At 67.4% G+C, this 15,394-nt stretch carries 15 protein-coding genes; 8 read left to right on the top strand and 7 right to left on the bottom strand.

The annotated features are described in order from the left end of the window. Positions 1-49: 49 nt before the first annotated feature. Complete coding sequence (gene lptG / locus ACXJJ9_RS00695; RefSeq protein WP_457095383.1) at positions 50-1,150, bottom strand: LPS export ABC transporter permease LptG; 1,101 nt, start codon at positions 1,148-1,150, stop codon at positions 50-52. A gap of 13 nt (positions 1,151-1,163) precedes the next feature. After that, positions 1,164-2,246, bottom strand: coding sequence for an LPS export ABC transporter permease LptF (lptF, locus tag ACXJJ9_RS00690; protein WP_457095382.1), 1,083 nt, complete (start codon positions 2,244-2,246; stop codon positions 1,164-1,166). 209 nt (positions 2,247-2,455) lie between these two features. Here lptF and ACXJJ9_RS00685 point away from each other — a divergent pair, with 209 nt between their 5' ends. From ACXJJ9_RS00685 to ACXJJ9_RS00675, 3 genes are all read left to right on the top strand, one after another. Then, positions 2,456-3,934, top strand: coding sequence for a leucyl aminopeptidase (locus ACXJJ9_RS00685; protein WP_457095381.1), 1,479 nt, complete (start codon positions 2,456-2,458; stop codon positions 3,932-3,934). Between the two features lie 13 nt (positions 3,935-3,947). Then, positions 3,948-4,373 carry a DNA polymerase III subunit chi gene (locus tag ACXJJ9_RS00680; protein ID WP_310050691.1) on the top strand — a complete coding sequence of 142 codons (426 nt, stop codon included), beginning with the start codon at positions 3,948-3,950 and terminating at the stop codon, positions 4,371-4,373. 185 nt (positions 4,374-4,558) lie between these two features. Beyond that, positions 4,559-7,459: a valine--tRNA ligase gene (locus ACXJJ9_RS00675; protein WP_457095380.1), complete on the top strand. Its 2,901-nt coding sequence runs from the start codon at positions 4,559-4,561 to the stop codon at positions 7,457-7,459. Between the two features lie 37 nt (positions 7,460-7,496). Here the strand turns inward: ACXJJ9_RS00675 and ACXJJ9_RS00670 are convergent, their stop codons facing one another. Genes ACXJJ9_RS00670 through pssA form a run of 4 tightly spaced genes read right to left on the bottom strand, consistent with a single transcriptional unit; the run spans position 7,497 to position 9,584 of the window. Next, positions 7,497-7,979 carry a hypothetical protein gene (locus ACXJJ9_RS00670; protein WP_457095379.1) on the bottom strand — a complete coding sequence of 161 codons (483 nt, stop codon included), beginning with the start codon at positions 7,977-7,979 and terminating at the stop codon, positions 7,497-7,499. Further along, positions 7,976-8,464, bottom strand: a complete 489-nt coding sequence (gene rimI, locus ACXJJ9_RS00665; protein ID WP_457095378.1) for a ribosomal protein S18-alanine N-acetyltransferase — start codon at positions 8,462-8,464, stop codon at positions 7,976-7,978. Before rimI ends, ACXJJ9_RS00670 begins: the two co-directional genes overlap by 4 nt. Then, on the bottom strand, positions 8,461-8,817 hold the full coding sequence (locus tag ACXJJ9_RS00660) for a hypothetical protein (protein ID WP_457095377.1): 357 nt from the start codon (positions 8,815-8,817) through the stop codon (positions 8,461-8,463). Before ACXJJ9_RS00660 ends, rimI begins: the two co-directional genes overlap by 4 nt. Further along, positions 8,814-9,584, bottom strand: a complete 771-nt coding sequence (pssA, locus tag ACXJJ9_RS00655) for a CDP-diacylglycerol--serine O-phosphatidyltransferase (RefSeq protein WP_457095376.1) — start codon at positions 9,582-9,584, stop codon at positions 8,814-8,816. The genes ACXJJ9_RS00660 and pssA overlap by 4 nt, the downstream gene beginning before the upstream one ends. A 76-nt stretch (positions 9,585-9,660) precedes the next feature. Between pssA and ACXJJ9_RS00650 the strand changes: the two genes are divergently transcribed. The 4 genes from ACXJJ9_RS00650 to ACXJJ9_RS00635 all read left to right on the top strand — a co-directional run bounded on the left by ACXJJ9_RS00650 (position 9,661) and on the right by ACXJJ9_RS00635 (position 12,655). After that, positions 9,661-10,068, top strand: coding sequence for a DUF4124 domain-containing protein (locus ACXJJ9_RS00650; protein WP_457095375.1), 408 nt, complete (start codon positions 9,661-9,663; stop codon positions 10,066-10,068). Position 10,069: 1 nt separating this feature from the next. Then, positions 10,070-10,363, top strand: a complete 294-nt coding sequence (locus ACXJJ9_RS00645; RefSeq protein WP_457095374.1) for a DUF4124 domain-containing protein — start codon at positions 10,070-10,072, stop codon at positions 10,361-10,363. A 105-nt stretch (positions 10,364-10,468) separates the two neighbouring features. Further along, positions 10,469-12,214 carry a proline--tRNA ligase gene (locus tag ACXJJ9_RS00640; RefSeq protein ID WP_457096129.1) on the top strand — a complete coding sequence of 582 codons (1,746 nt, stop codon included), beginning with the start codon at positions 10,469-10,471 and terminating at the stop codon, positions 12,212-12,214. Positions 12,215-12,265: 51 nt separating this feature from the next. Continuing rightward, complete coding sequence (locus ACXJJ9_RS00635) at positions 12,266-12,655, top strand: H-NS histone family protein (RefSeq protein ID WP_457095373.1); 390 nt, start codon at positions 12,266-12,268, stop codon at positions 12,653-12,655. A 124-nt stretch (positions 12,656-12,779) separates the two neighbouring features. On the opposite strand, the gene ACXJJ9_RS00630 is transcribed toward ACXJJ9_RS00635, so the two are convergent. Then, positions 12,780-14,072, bottom strand: a complete 1,293-nt coding sequence (locus tag ACXJJ9_RS00630; protein ID WP_457095372.1) for a threonine/serine ThrE exporter family protein — start codon at positions 14,070-14,072, stop codon at positions 12,780-12,782. Between the two features lie 71 nt (positions 14,073-14,143). On the opposite strand from ACXJJ9_RS00630, the gene ACXJJ9_RS00625 reads away from it, so the two are divergent. Continuing rightward, positions 14,144-15,394: an MlaE family lipid ABC transporter permease subunit gene (locus tag ACXJJ9_RS00625; RefSeq protein WP_457095371.1), complete on the top strand. Its 1,251-nt coding sequence runs from the start codon at positions 14,144-14,146 to the stop codon at positions 15,392-15,394.

Raw genomic sequence — 15,394 nt, 5'->3', positions numbered from 1 at the left:
ACGCGGCGCACACACGTGCGCCGCAGGCGGCCGGAAAGCCGCTCGTGACTTACCCCGAGCGGCGCCTGAAGAAGAAGAACGACACCGTGAGCATCACCAGCGTCGGCAACAGGTACGCGATGCGGTAGTCGAAATGGTAGACCTGCGCCAGTCGCACGCACTGCTGCTGCAGCAGCCAGAAGCCGAGCGAGAACACGATGCCGATGAACAACCGCTTGCCCATGCCGCCGCTGCGCAACGTGCCGAAGGCGAACGGCACGGCAGCCAGGCACAGGGCGAGGATGTTCAGCGGATAGAACCAACGCCCCCAATAGATCGCCTCGAACTCCGAGGCATCCAGGTCGTTGCGCTGGCGGTAGGCGATCGCCTTGCGCAACTCGCCCGCGGCGAGGTAACGCGGTTTGTCGGTGCCGGCGGTGAGCGCGACCGCATCCAGCTTCGACGCCCAGCGTTCTTCCGGGACCTTGGTCTGCGTCACCGACTTGGCCTGGAAGTTGGTGCGGGTGACATCGCGCAGCAGCCAGCCACCGGGGCGGTGCTCGGCGACTTTCACCAGCGCCAGTGACTTGAGCCGTCCGTCCCCGGCGAATTCGTAGAGGCGCACGTCGCGCAGTTCGAGCCAGCGATCCGTGCCGTTGTCGCGCTCCTCGCCACCGTTGGCATTGAGGATGACGTCGCCCTCGCGCGCCCACAGCCCGGAGTAGCGCGCCACGATCATGTCCTTCGACTTCGCGGTGGTCTTCAGGGCGTTGGAGCGACGCTCGCCCCACGGCCCCGCGGTCTCGCCGCTGAACACCATCAGCAGGGTCAGCACCGCCAGGGCGCCGGCGACCGCCACGCTCAGGCGGCGGCGCGACAGGCCGAGGGCGCGCAGCGCGGTGAGCTCCGAGGATGCCGCCAGTTGGCCCAGGGCCATCAGCGAACCCACCACCGCGGCGTAGGGAAACAATTCGTACAGGCGGCGCGGCACCGTGTAGGCCATGTAGGCGATGGCCGTCGTCATGCCGTAGTTGCCCCGGCCGATGTCGCTGAACTCGCCGACGAACCCCAGCATGAGGTCGAGTCCGATCAGCACCGCCCACACCAGCACAATGGTGGTGAAGACGACACGGCCGACGTACAGGTCGTGGATCCTGGGGAATGGTTTCATCGACGCTCCCCCTTCACGACCGCGCCGGCTTCGCCCGGCGCATGCGGCCGTCGAAGAAGTACAGCCACAAGGCGATCACCAGCAGCGGCACGACCAGCCACCACAGGCCCAGAGCGGCGGAAATCTTGCCCTTCTCGAGCCACTTGGTCCCCATCAGCATGAGGTTCATGCCGATCATGTAGCCGAGGAACCCGGTCATCACCCGGCCATAGCGGGCCTGGCGGGGCATGCTGCGCGCCAGCGGGATCGCCATCAGCGCAAAGGCGAGCGTCAGCAAAGGCGGTGCGATGCGCGCATGCAGCTGCGCATTGGCCTCCCTGCGCTTGTCTCCGATCAGGCGGGAGGTCGGCAGGTACTCGGGATCGTTGGGATCGAACTTCCGCTCGACCGCCGGCATGGTCACTTCGTTGCGCTTGTAGCTGAGCAGGCGATAGTCGAGCCCGGCCTCGCGCGGGCCTTCCACCTCGAAGCCATCATTGAGGGTGAGGAAGCGTTCGCCGTTGTCGGCGACGGTGACCTCGCCCTCGTTGGAAGTGGTGACGTCGAGGCGGTCCTTCTTCTGCCGGTATACGAAGACGCGACTGAAGCGGCTTCCATCGGGACTCATCGCCCCGACGAAGATCACGCCGCCCCCGGCAATTTCGGTGAAGGCCCCCGGCTCCAGTCCCGCCACGATCAGGTTGCGGTTGGCCTCGCTCACCATCTGCCGGGACACGCGCTCGGCCCACGGCCCCAACCACAGGGAACAGGCACCGACCACGGCCACCATCGGCAGCACCAGCAGCAGCAGCGGCTTCAGGATGCGGGTCGGTCCCACCCCGATCGCGGAGATCACCGGCATTTCCGAATCCCGGTAGAGCCGCCCCATCGCGAGCATCAGCCCCAGCATCAGCGCCAGGGGCAGGATCAGCGGCAACCAGTTCAGCATCACCAGTCCCATCTGGGGCAACAGCATGCCCACCGGGATGCGGCCGGTGGCCATGTCGCGCAGGACGTCGGTGAAGACACCGCCGAAGGCGACGATCATCAGGACGACGCCGGCGGCGAAGGTGGACTGGACGAATTCGCCGAAGAGGTATCGATCGAGCTTGCGCATCAGGGGGCGGGCTTCCAGTGGGCTGCTAGACTTGAGGTTTGGTCGGGCCGGCGTCGCCGGGGTGGCTGCACCCGCGCCTCGCCGACCAGCCGGTCGCGACCGATCCGCGATTGTACTGGTAGTACCGGAGTGGTTCGGTGCGCCGGTTTGACCGCGCACGCCGAACGTTCCCACCCCACCGCACCTCTTCTTCCCCCGGAATCTGTTGGATGGCCCTCGAATTCGACCTGAACCATGCCGCTCCCGCGACCATCACCACCGATTGCGTGGTCGTGGCCGCCTTCGCCGACAAGAGCCTGAGCCCGTCGGGCCAGGCGCTGGATGAGGCCAGTGGCGGCCGCCTGCGCGCCCTGCTGGAACGCGGCGACATCAGCGGCAAGACCGGCAAGACCGCCCTGCTGCACGACCTGCCGGGCGTCACCGCGCCGCGCGTGCTGGTGGTCGGCCTGGGCGATGCCGGCAAGTTCGGCGTGCCGCAGTACATCAAGGCGCTGGGCGATGCCGCCCGCGCGCTCAAGACCGGTCCGGTCGCCCATGCCCTGCTCACCCTGAGCGAGCTGGATGTGAAGGGCCGCGACCAGGCCTGGAACCTGCGCCAGGCCGCGATCGTCTGCGACCACGCCTGCTACGCCTACACCGCCACGCTCGGCGCCAAGAACAAGAAGCGCGACGAAACCGGCCTCAAGCACCTCTCGATCCGCGGCGAGGACAAGACCGCCCTCGCCAACGGCAAGGCCATCGCCGCCGGCGTCGCCTTCACCCGCGAACTGGGCAACCTGCCGCCGAACATCTGCAACCCGGGCTACCTCGCCGAGCAGGCGCAGGAATTCACCGCCCGCTTCGACAAGGCCAGCTGCGACGTGTTCGACCGCGCGCAGATGCAGGAACTGGGCATGGGCTCGCTGCTCGCCGTCGCGCGCGGCTCGGCCAACCCGCCCAAGCTGATCGTGATGAAGTGGAACAACGGCGGCGACGCCAAGCCCTTCGTCCTCGTCGGCAAGGGCATCACCTTCGATACCGGCGGCATCAACCTGAAGACGCAGGGCGGCATCGAGGAGATGAAGTACGACATGTGCGGCGCCGCCAGCGTGATGGGCGCGTTCGTGGCCGCGGTCGGCATGCACCTGCCGATCAACCTGGTCGTCATCGTCCCGGCGGTCGAGAACATGCCCGACGCCGACAGCTACCGGCCGTCCGACGTCCTCACGTCGATGTCGGGCAAGACCATCGAGGTCGGCAACACCGACGCCGAGGGCCGCCTGATCCTGTGCGATGCACTGACCTACGCGCAGCGCTTCGAGCCGCAGGCCCTGCTCGACGTCGCCACCCTCACCGGCGCCTGCGTGATCGCGCTGGGCAAGTACGCGACCGGCCTGATGTCGAAGGACGACGACCTCGCCAACGAACTCATCGCCGCCGGCGAGAACGTGTTCGACCGCAGCTGGCGCCTGCCGCTGTGGGACGAATACCAGTCGCTGCTCGATTCCACCTTCGCCGACGTCTACAACATCGGCGGCCGCTGGGCCGGTGCGATTACCGCGGGTTGCTTCCTTGCGCGCTTCACCGAGGGCCAGCGCTGGGCGCACCTCGACATCGCCGGCGTGGCCAACGACGAAGGCAAGCGCGGCATGGCAACCGGCCGTCCGGTCGGCCTGCTGAGCCAGTGGCTGCTCGACCGCGCCGCCTGACGTCGACCGCATCGTGGCGCGCGCCGACTTCTATCTGATCGCCAAGGAACGGTTCAAGGCCGAACCGCTGCGCCTGGTGTGCGAGCTCGCACGCAAGGCGCACGACGCCGGGTTGTGGACGCTGGTGCTCGCGCGCGATGCGGCGCAGGCCGAACAGCTCGACGACCTGTTGTGGGACATGGGCGAGGACGTCTACATCCCGCACCAGATCGCCGGTGCGGACGTCGACGAGGAAGAAGCCGCGGTCCTGATCGCCTCGCCCGATGTCGATGCACCGCTGCGACCGCTGGTGATCAACCTGCGCGACGCGGCGGTCGACGGCAGCTTCGAGCGCGTGCTGGAAGTCGTCCCCGCCGACGAGTCCGCGCGCGGCCCGCTGCGCGAGCGCTGGAAGCACTACCAGGCGCGCGGACTGGAGTTGAAGAAGTACGACATGTAAGAGATGTCCAGTGCGTCCGGGATGCCGGGCGCGCCGACTTCGTCATCCCGGCGCAAGCCGGGATCCATTTTGACTTTGCTCTATTCGCGCGTAGTACGCGATGCAACAGCAACAGCAAAATGGATCCCGGCTTACGCCGGGATGACGAGCAAAAGCAACGGCAACAGCACCAATAAGCGCAAGCCATGACCCAGACGCTCTCCTCCAGCTACGACCCCACCCAGTTCGAAACCCGCCTGTACCAGCAGTGGGAGAGCAGCGGCGTGTTCCAACCACGGGGAGAAGGCGAGCCCTACACCATCCTGCTGCCGCCGCCGAACGTGACCGGCACGCTGCACATGGGCCACGCGTTCCAGCACACGCTGCAGGACGCACTGGTGCGCTATCAGCGCATGCGCGGCTTTGACGTGCTGTGGCAGATGGGCACCGACCACGCCGGCATCGCCACGGAAATGGTGGTGTCGCGCAACCTCACCGCCGAAGGCAAGGGAGAAACGCGCGACTCGCTCGGCCGCGACGGGTTCATCGCCAAGGTGTGGGAGTGGAAGCAGCAGTCCGGCGACACCATCGAGCGACAGATGCGCCGCCTAGGCACGTCCGGCGACTGGACCCGCAGCGTGTTCACCATGGACCCGATGGCCGCGGAAGCCGTCGTCGAAGCCTTCGTGAAGCTGCACGAGCAGGGCCTGGTCTATCGCGGCCAGCGCCTGGTCAACTGGGATCCGGTACTGAAGACCGCGATCTCCGACCTCGAAGTGGTCAACGAGGAAGAAGACGGCCACCTGTGGTCGATCGCCTATCCGCTCAGCGACGGCAGCGGCACGCTCACCGTCGCCACCACCCGCCCGGAAACCATGCTCGGCGACACCGCCGTGATGGTGCATCCTGACGACGAACGCTACGCGCACCTGATCGGCAAGACCGTCTCCCTGCCGCTGACCGGTCGCGAGATCCCGGTCATCGCCGACGCCTACGTCGATCGCGAATTCGGCACCGGCGTGGTCAAGGTCACGCCCGCGCACGACTTCAACGACTACCAGGTCGGCCAGCGCCACAAGCTGCCGATGATCAACATCTTCACCCCGGACGCCGTCACCAACGACAACGTCCCGGAGAAATACCGCGACCTCGATCGTTACGTCGCGCGCAAGGCCGTCCTCGCCGATCTCGAAGCCGAAGGCCTGCTGGTCGAGACCAGGCCGCACAAGCTGCAGGTACCGCGTGGCGACCGCACCAACCAGGTGATCGAGCCCTACCTGACCGACCAGTGGTTCGTGCAGATGGACGGCTTCGCCAAGCGCGGGCTGGAACTGGTCGAGAAAGGCCAGATCGACTTCGTTCCCGCGAACTGGATCAGCACCTACCGCCACTGGATGGAGAACATCCAGGACTGGTGCATCAGCCGCCAGCTCTGGTGGGGACATCGCATCCCGGCCTGGTACGACGACGCCGGCAACTTCTACGTCGGCCGCAGCGAAGCGGAAGTCCGCGCGAAGCATTCGCTCGGCACCGAGGTCGTGCTGACGCAGGACAACGACGTGCTGGAGACCTGGTTCTCCTCGGCGTTGTGGCCGTTCAGCACCATGGGCTGGCCCAACGCCGGGCTGATGCAGGAACGCGGCTTCGACAAGTACCTGCCGTCGTCGGTGCTGGTCACCGGCTTCGACATCATCTTCTTCTGGGTCGCGCGCATGATCTTCATGACCGACCACTTCACCGGCCGCGTTCCGTTCAAGGACGTCTACATCACCGGCCTGGTGCGCGATGCGCACGGGCAGAAGATGTCGAAGTCCAAGGGCAACATCCTCGACCCGATCGACATCATCGACGGCATCTCGCTCGACGACCTGGTCGCCAAGCGCACCACCGGCCTGATGCAGCCGAAGATGGCCGAGAAGATCGAGAAGGCCACGCGCAAGGAATTCCCGGAGGGCATCCCCGCCTTCGGCGCCGACGCGCTGCGCTTCACCATCAGCGCCCTCGCCGGCCACGGCCGCGACATCAAGTTCGACCTCGGCCGCGCCGAGGGTTACAAGAACTTCTGCAACAAGCTGTGGAATGCCTCGCGCTTCGTGTTGATGAATACCGAAGGCTTCATCGCTCCGGCAAGTACGAGCGATGCCATCCATGGCGCTACTACCTTGTCTTCGGATAGCCCAGCCCGGCCATCCATGGCCGGGCGTTCGGAGCCTCAGCCGATGCCGATAGGGCATCGGCTGGGCGCGGCTCCTCACCCGCAGCCGCAAACCGATGCCGAACGCTGGATCCTCGCGCAGTTGGCGAAGACCGCGGCCGAGGCCGAACAGCACTTCGCGTCCTACCGCTTCGACCTGCTCGCGCAGGCGCTGTATGAGTTCGCCTGGAACAACTTCTGCGACTGGTTCGTGGAACTGGCCAAGCCGGCACTCAACGGCGCCGACGCGGCCGCGGCCGACAGCACGCGCCACACGCTGCTGTACGTGCTCGAGCGCCTGCTGTCGCTGCTGCACCCGCTGGTGCCGTTCGTGACCGAAGAACTATGGCAGGCGGTCGCGCCCAGGCTCGGCATCGCGGAAACGACCATCATGCTGCGGCCCTATCCGCAAGCCGCGGATTTCGCCGGCGCCGATCATGCGCGGGCCGAAGCCGATATCGAGTGGCTCAAGGCCATGGTCTCGGCGTTGCGTCGCGTGCGCAGCGAACTCAATGTCGCGCCGTCGAAGCTGGTGCCGCTGCTACTCGCGGAAGGCAACGAGGCCGACCGCGCGCGCGCGCAACGCTTCGATTCGCAGCTGCGCTTCCTCACCAAACTGGAACGCATCGATTTCATCGCCGATGCCAAGTCCGCGCCGGCTTCGGCCGCAGCCGTGGTGGGCGAGCTGCACCTGCTCGTGCCGCTGGAAGGTCTGGTCGACCTGTCGGCCGAGCGTGCGCGCGTTGAAAAGGAAATCACGCGCGTCGCCGGCGAAAAGGAAAAAAGCGAAGCCAAGCTCGCCAAGTTCACCGACAAGGTGCCAGCTGCGGTGGTCGAGCAGGAGCGTCAGCGCCTGGTCGACTGGACCACGCAACTCGAAGGCCTGGCCGCACAGCGGGCAAAGCTGGGCTGATCGCAACCGGGTGCCGCCGCTCGCCGGCGGCGCCTGGTCAGAAGCTCTTGCCGGTGTCGATACGGACATCCTCGCGCACGGCGGCGCTGGCACGGCGCTCGAACTCCGCGGGGTCGATGATGACCAGGTGGCAGGATTGCACCGGAGGCGTCAGCCGGACCGCGGCCCCTTCCAGGTAGAGCCAGGTCGGGCGCCTGGGTTGCCTGGCACCCTTGCCCACGTAGTCGGCCTCATGGCTACGCAGCACCACGGCATCCGCGCCCCTCGCCTCGGCTGCCTGCACGAGTTCGGCAAACGCCTTGCGGTAACTGACACTCGCCGGGGCCATGCCCGTGCGATCGTTGGGCTCCCGGCTCCCAAGCTGCACCGATACCCGCCCCAAGCGCGCCTGCACGCAGCTCGGCGATTCCTCCAGCAGCAGCGCGGTCGCGGGCTCGTTGGCCATGACCCTGGCCACGGCGAGGGCCAGCCCCAGCGGCACACACCCGCCCAGCAGCAGTGTTCGAAGCGGCTTCTTCATCCACTCTCCGCGGGGAGAAGCTCCATTGCCATCACCAGCGCATCCTCGCGTCCGTCCTTCGCTGGGTAGTAGCGCGGGCGGCGGCCAATCTCGTTGAAGCCCTCGTCGTGGTACAGCGCGATCGCATTCGCGTTCGACGGCCGCACCTCGAGGAAGACGCGGGCCACGCTGCGGGCACGCGCCATCTTCAGCAGCGCATGCAGCAGGCGGCGGCCATGCCCCTGCCCCTGCAGTTCCGGTGCGATGCAGATGTTGAGCACGTGCGCCTCGCCTGCCGCGATCGACATCAGGAAGTAGCCGACGATGCGTTCGTCGTTGGACAGCACCCACGCCGGGTAATCGGCGCGCAGGCAGTCGCGGAAGATCCCCAGGGTCCAGGGAAATTCATAAGCGCGCGCCTCGATCAGCTGTACGGCGGCGAGGTCGTCCTCGCGCATCGCCCGCAATGCCAGCGGCAGGACCTGATCTCGCGCGCGTGCGTTCATGGCGTCCGCCTGCGCAGTGCCCGCAGGCGCGGCCACAGCGCGCGACGCGCGGCGACGTCGCCCAGCGTGGCGAGATCGGGCAATGCCGCCAGGAGTTCGGAGTCCTGCGGGTTCCGGTCCGCCGCCCGCGCCAGCGCAGCCAGCAGCGGCGACAGCGGGACCACCGGTTTTGTCGGCACATCTTTTGTCGGCACATCTGCCTTCGCAGCGCGCGGCGCCGCACCGGCGCGATGCGCGGGCGGCTCCGGCGCGGCGACGTCGCCTGCCGAAGCCGGCATCAGCACCTCATGGCCCAGCGCCTGCAACCATTCGCGCTGCTGCGCACTCCACGGCGTGTCGTGCGAGGACATCACGTTGCGGGCTCCGGCGGCAGGCGGCGCATGCGGCGCCACAGCGCCCGCACCGGCCCCGACAACGCGTAGAGCACGCCGATCGACAGCAGTACCGACGGCGGATCGATGGCGACAGCCACCAGCACCGCCAGCACCACGACCCCGACCAGGAATGGCATGCGGTCGCTGCGCGGTCCGCCGCCCTTGAAACTGAAATAGCGGAACCGGCTCACCATCAGCAACGCGGCCGCCACGGTCACGCCCAGCGCGACGTAGCGCAGCTCCTCACCGGCGAAACCGTTGTCGTGGCAGGTCCACACGAAACTCACGACCAGTCCCGCCGACGCCGGGCTCGCCAGTCCGATGAACCAGCGCTTGTCGACCTGACCCACCTGCGAGTTGAAACGCGCCAGGCGGATCGCCGCGCACGCGGCATAGAGGAAGGCCGCGATCCAGCCGAGCTTGCCCGGCACCACGCCATCCAGGCGCGTCGATGACAGTGCCCAGTGGTACATCACCAGCGCCGGTGCCAGGCCGAAGCTGATCAGGTCGGCGAGCGAGTCGTACTGCACGCCGAATTCGCTCTGGGTGTTGGTCAGGCGCGCGACCCGGCCATCGAGGCCATCGAGGATCGCGGCGATGAAAACGGCGATGCAGGCATGCTCGTAATGCCCTTGCGTCGCCGCGATGATCGCGTAGAAACCGGCGAACATGCCGCCGGTGGTGAACAGGTTGGGCAGCAGGTAGATGCCGCGGCCGCGCGGCCGTGGGATGTGCGATGGGTCCATGTCCACGAGTTTAACCCTTGCCTGCGCGCGGGCACGGTGCTGCAATCCAGCTTCCGCCGCTGATCCGAGCATTCCCATGCGCAGCCGCACCATCCGCCCGCTTTCGCCTCGCCTGCTCCTGGCGCTCGCCACCGTGCTGTTCGCCCCGGGCGTCTTCGCCGGAACGGTCTACCAGTGGAAGGACGCCAAGGGCGTGACCCATTACGCCGACGCCCCGCCGCCCGGGCAGCAGGGCGTGAAGAACCGCGAGCTGCAGGACGCCCCCGCAGCGCCGCAGCAGGCCGCGCTGACGCCGGAAGAGGCCAACTGCGCCACGGCGCGCAAGAACCTGGAACAACTGAAGAGCTCCCAGCCCGTCGGCCTCGATGCCAACGGCGATGGCAAGCCCGACGCACCCATGACCGCGGAAGAACGCGCGAAACAGGTCCAGCGCACCGAGTGGGTGCTGGCCAACCACTGCAAGCAGCCCGCCGCGGCGCCCTGACATGCGCCTGGGCTGGGCCCTGGTCGGCGGCATCGCGATCGGCGCCGCACTATGGTGGTGGAACACGCGCGACGAACGCGAGCAGGCCCGCGCCGAACGCGAACACCAGGCCGCCGCCGCAGCCGAAGCGGCCCGTCCCGTGCTCTACCGTTGGCACGATGCCAACGGCGTGCTGCAGATCACCGAGCAGCCGCCGAAGGGGCGCAAGTACGTACGCATAGACCGCGAACCGTACGACGGCATCGAGGTCCACGGCGACCGCAGCGCCGACCTGCCCGAAACACCCGGGAAATAGCGCCTCCGGCCCGCAACGGGTCGAAGCGCTCGATGACGGCGAAGTCGGTAAACCCGCGAAACGCATGGCAAAATGCCCGCTTCCCTTCGCGTGAACCCCCCGCCGATGCGCCTGTCGCAGTTCCACCTCCACACCAGCAAGGAAACCCCCGCCGAGGCCGAGATCGTCAGCCACAAGCTGATGCTCAAGGCCGGCATGATCCGCAAGCTCGCCGCTGGCCTGTACACGTGGAGCCCGCTGGGCCTGCGCGTGCTGCGCAAGGTCGAGCGCGCCGTGCGCGAGGAGATGGACGCCGCCGGCGCGGTCGAACTGCTGATGCCGACGATCCAGCCGCAGGAACTGTGGGAGGAGACCGGGCGCTGGGAGAAGTTCGGCGGCCAGCTGCTCAAGATCAAGGACCGCAAGGAGGCCGGCTACTGCTACGGCCCGACCGCCGAGGAAGTCATCACCGACTTCGCGCGCAGCGAGTTGTCCAGCTACAAGCAGCTCCCGGTCAACTTCTACAACATCCAGACCAAGTTCCGCGACGAGATCCGCCCGCGCTTCGGCGTGATGCGCGCGCGCGAGTTCCTGATGAAGGATGCGTACTCCTTCCACGTCGACGACGAATCGCTCGCCGCCGAATACAAGAACATGTACGACACCTACGGCCGCATCTTCACCCGCCTGGGACTGAAGTTCCGCGCCGTGTTCGCCGACACCGGCGCGATCGGCGGCAGCGCTTCGCACGAATTCCATGTGCTGGCCGACTCCGGCGAGGATGCGCTGGCCTTCTCAAGCGACTCCGACTACGCCGCCAACGTCGAGCTGGCCGAAGCCGTCGCACCGGGTCCGCGTCCCGCCGCTGTCGAAGGGATGCGCAAGGTCGACACGCCCACGCAGAAGACCTGCGAAGACGTCGCCGCGCTGATGGGCATCGACCTCAAGCGCACGGTGAAGTCGGTCGCGGTGATGGGCGCAGATGCCGATGGCAACCCGCAGTTCGTGCTGGCGCTGGTGCGCGGCGACCACGTCGTCAACGAGATCAAGCTGGCCAAGCTGGCGGGCCTGGGCGAATACCGCCTGGCCAGCGAAGGCGAGATCGATACGCACCTGGGCAGCGAGCCGGGCTTCCTGGGACCCGTGCTTGTCGGCGGTGCCAAGAGCACCGCCGGGTCCCCCAAGCGGAAGATCCGCATCGTCGCCGACCGCAGCGTAGCCGCGATGGCCGACTTCGTCGTCGGCGCCAACGAGAAGGGCTTCCACATCGCCGGCGTGAACTGGGTCCGCGACCTCCCCGAACCCGACGACGTCGCCGACATCCGCAACGTCGCCGAAGGCGATCCCTCGCCGGACGGCAAGGGCACCCTCGGCTTCGCGCGCGGCATCGAGGTCGGCCATGTGTTCGCACTGGGCCGCAAGTATTCCGAGGCAATGCAGTGCACCGTGCTCGACGCCAACGGCAAGGCGGTGATGCCGGCGATGGGCTGCTACGGCATCGGCGTGTCGCGAATCGTGGCCGCCGCCATCGAGCAGAACCACGACGCCAACGGCATCGTCTGGCCCGACGCGATGGCGCCGTGGCAGGTCGCGGTGTGCATGATCAACCCGAAGAACGACGCCAACGTCAGCGCGGCGGCCGAAGCGCTGTATCGCGAACTCAATGCCGCCGGCATCGAAGCCGTGCTCGACGACCGCGGCCTGCGTCCGGGCGCGATGTTCGCCGACATCGAGCTGATCGGCATCCCGCACCGCGTGGTGGTGTCCGAGCGCGGCATCGCCGCCGGCTCGTTCGAATACCGCCACCGCCGCGCCAGCGAGGCCGAGAACCTCGACCGCGCGGCATTGCTCGCGCGGCTGGGCGCGGCATAATCGATGGCAAGGCCGGCCACGGTCGTATATCCATCGCAATCCGGAGGTTCCATGTCGATCGACATCACCGGCCTATCCACGAAGGAACTGGACGCGCTGATCAACCAGGCGAAGAAGCGCAAGACCACGCTCAGCAAGCGCAAGCCGATCGCCGTGGTGCGCAGGAAGCTCACCGACCTGGCACGGGCCGAGGGCTACACGATCGCGGAACTCTTCGGCGGCGCGCCGGTGGCGAAGGCCGCCTCCGCACCCAAGGCACCCAAGGCACCCAAGGCGCGCAAGACCACCAAGGGCTACAAGCTTGGCAAGGTTGAGCCCAAGTACCGCAATCCGGCCAATGCCGAGGAAACCTGGGCGGGTCGCGGCAAGCCGCCGCGCTGGCTGGCGACCTATCTGGACAACGGCCGCAGGATCGAGGAATTCCTGATCGCGCCGCAGTAAGGCTCCAGCCGCCACGGGGACAAGCGCGCCGCGGCGCGTCGTATCACCGACGTGGCAATGAAAAAGCCGGCCATTGGCCGGCTTTTTCATTGCGTCGGTTCGCGGCGGAATTCCCTCGAGCACGCTACAGATTGCGCCCCGGCGGCAACAACAGGTTGCCGAACAGCAATCCCGCCACCAGCGCCAGCAGGACATTCAGCACCGCCAGCAGCGCGTCCTGCCCCACCACCGCATCCTGCTGCTGGATCATCGACAGCAGGCCGCGCAGGCTGGTGCTGCCCGGCACGAGCAGGATGATGCCCGGCAGGCGGATGATCGCGCCGGGCCGCTTCCACCAGCGCGCGTAGGCGTTTCCGGCGGCGGTCAGCAGCAATGCGGCGAGGAAGATACCGGACGGACTGCCGAGGCTCTCGCCCGCGTAACGTGCGATCAGGTACCCCGAAGCGGCTGCCAGCATGACCAGTGGGTAGTCGCGGCGGCTGGCGCGGAACAGCACCGCGAACGCAAATGCGGCCAGCACCAGCGAGCACGTCTCTACCCAGGCCGGCTGCGGTCGCGATGCATGTACCCAGGGCTCCAGTCCAAGCAGGTTCGTGATGTACAGCGCGATCACCGCACCCACGGTCAGCTTGAGCACCGTGGTCACCGCGCCGGCAAAGCGCGCCGTCCCGGACGCCAGGTGCTGGCTGGTGAGTTCGTTGACCGCATTGGTCAAGGCCAGGCCGGGGAGCAGCACGATCAGCGAGGCGATGATCACCGTGTTCTGGTTGAGCGGGGCAATCAGGCTCGCCACCAGCGCCGTGATCAAGCCAGCGAGCATCGCCGCGACGGCTTCGGTGGCTTCCCGCAACCGTGGCCGGTGGGTCGCATAGTCGCTCAGGGCGCCTATGATCAATCCGTTGAACCCGGCCACCGCGATGTCCATCCAGGGCAGGCGCAGCAGTCCGGCGACGGCAAGGGCGGCGAGGCCGTAGCCGAGCACCTGCATGATCCGCCAGGGCCGGGTCGGCGGCCGGTCGAGGGCGCTCATCTGCTCGTGCGCCTGCCTGAGGTCCAGCGTGCCCGCCATCACTTCCTCGGCGATGCGGTCGGTCTCGGCGAGCCGGTGCAGGTCGGTATCGCCTACCGGCAGGCGCAGCACGCGGGTGATCTCGCTTTCCTCTTCCGGGCGCGAAGGATCATTGAAGGTGAGGATCATCCCGGTCGGGTTCGACCACGGCTCGCAGTCGACGTGCAGCTTGCGCGACACCGCGATGATCGCGCCCTCGAGACGCTGCGCGGTGGTGCCGTAGCGGTGCAAACGGGCGGCCAAGTCCACCAGGAACGCCGCGCGGTCGGCGAAGCTGATCGAGGCGAAGAAGGTGGCGGGAATGAACAAGAGTGCGAAGGCCGTTGCGTGACGTGCGAAGGATCGCATGCCCCGGCGCCTGCGGCACGCCCTTGCAGCGCCGGCGGCACGCCCATGCAGCGCCTGCGGCACGCCCTTGCATGGGGCGGCAGCCCACGCAAGGCTGCCCGGTGCAGGCCGGGCCGGTACCACTGCGCGATGTCGAATCCCCTGCACGCGGTACTCACCCGCGGCATGGACCATTCGACCACTTGCGCCTGTATCCTCAAGAGGCCATGACCGCTTCGACCGCGTCCCGACCGCAGCTAGTTGCCGAAGGTAGTCCGCCGCGCCTGCGCCTGAGCGGGCAATGGACGCTGGAGTACGCCGAGGCCATCAGCCAGGCCCTGTCGACGGCGCCCCGCACGATCGACTCCATCGACGCCAGCGCTGTCGATCGCCTCGACTCGCTGGGCGTCCTGCAACTGTTGCGATTCTCCCGACGCCAGGGTTTCGGCTTCGACAGCATCCACTTCCGCGATGACCACCGCGACCTGGTCTGCGCGATCGAGGACGTCGCCGATGACCGCCCGAAGAAGAAGCGCGAGTACGGCGTCGCCGCCGCGCTGGCGCGCCTGGGTTTCGCGATCCACGACAACGGCAAGGAAATCCTCGCGCTGATCGGCTTCTTCGGCGAGACGCTGGTGAAGCTCGTGCGCACGTTCAAGGAACCCGGCCGCTTCCGCCCCACCGCTACCGTGTACCACATGGAGCAGGTCGGCCTCGACGCGGTGCCGCTGGTGGCCCTGCTGTGTTACCTCGTCGGCGCGGTCATCGCCTTCCTCGGCTCGAACATCCTGCGCGACTTCGGCGCGACGATCTATGTCGTCGAGCTGGTGAGCATCTCCTTCCTGCGCGAGTTCGGCGTGCTGCTCACGGCGATCATCCTCGCCGGCCGTACCGCCAGTGCCTTCACCGCGCAGATCGGTGCGATGAAGAGCCGCGAGGAGATCGACGCGATCCGCACGCTCGGGATGGATCCGATCGACCTGCTGGTGATCCCGCGCGTGCTGGCGCTGCTGGTGATGCTGCCGCTGCTGACCTTCGTCGCGAATGTGTTCGGCCTGCTCGGTGGTCTCACCGTGGGCGCCTACGGCCTGGACATACCGCCGATGCAGTACCTCGCGCGCATGCACGACACGATGGAGCTGCGCCACTTCGTCGTGGGCCTGGTCAAGGCGCCGATCTTCGCCCTGGTGATCTCCCTGATCGGCTGCCTGGAAGGCCTGCAGGTCGAAGGCACGGCCGAATCGGTCGGCGAACGCACCACATCCAGCGTGGTGCAGGCGATCTCGCTGGTCATCGTGCTCGATGCGGCCGCCGCGATCTGGTTCATGGAGATGGGCTATTGA

It is taken from the genome of Lysobacter sp. P5_B9 (assembly GCF_054049835.1).
The sequence above is the reverse complement of the archived record's forward strand: the minus strand, read 5'-3'. Positions and strand labels throughout refer to the sequence as shown.

Coding starts and splice junctions, on each gene's coding strand:
- ACXJJ9_RS00675 (WP_457095380.1), top strand. CDS start 4,559: ATGACCCAGACGCTCTCCTCCAGCTACGACCCCACCCAGTTCGAAACC.
- rimI (WP_457095378.1), bottom strand. CDS start 8,464: ATGAACGCACGCGCGCGAGATCAGGTCCTGCCGCTGGCATTGCGGGCG.
- ACXJJ9_RS00625 (WP_457095371.1), top strand. CDS start 14,144: ATGGGGCGGCAGCCCACGCAAGGCTGCCCGGTGCAGGCCGGGCCGGTA.
- ACXJJ9_RS00650 (WP_457095375.1), top strand. CDS start 9,661: ATGCGCAGCCGCACCATCCGCCCGCTTTCGCCTCGCCTGCTCCTGGCG.
- ACXJJ9_RS00685 (WP_457095381.1), top strand. CDS start 2,456: ATGGCCCTCGAATTCGACCTGAACCATGCCGCTCCCGCGACCATCACC.
- ACXJJ9_RS00645 (WP_457095374.1), top strand. CDS start 10,070: ATGCGCCTGGGCTGGGCCCTGGTCGGCGGCATCGCGATCGGCGCCGCA.
- ACXJJ9_RS00640 (WP_457096129.1), top strand. CDS start 10,469: ATGCGCCTGTCGCAGTTCCACCTCCACACCAGCAAGGAAACCCCCGCC.
- pssA (WP_457095376.1), bottom strand. CDS start 9,584: ATGGACCCATCGCACATCCCACGGCCGCGCGGCCGCGGCATCTACCTG.
- ACXJJ9_RS00630 (WP_457095372.1), bottom strand. CDS start 14,072: ATGCGATCCTTCGCACGTCACGCAACGGCCTTCGCACTCTTGTTCATT.
- lptF (WP_457095382.1), bottom strand. CDS start 2,246: ATGCGCAAGCTCGATCGATACCTCTTCGGCGAATTCGTCCAGTCCACC.
- lptG (WP_457095383.1), bottom strand. CDS start 1,150: ATGAAACCATTCCCCAGGATCCACGACCTGTACGTCGGCCGTGTCGTC.
- ACXJJ9_RS00635 (WP_457095373.1), top strand. CDS start 12,266: ATGTCGATCGACATCACCGGCCTATCCACGAAGGAACTGGACGCGCTG.
- ACXJJ9_RS00670 (WP_457095379.1), bottom strand. CDS start 7,979: ATGAAGAAGCCGCTTCGAACACTGCTGCTGGGCGGGTGTGTGCCGCTG.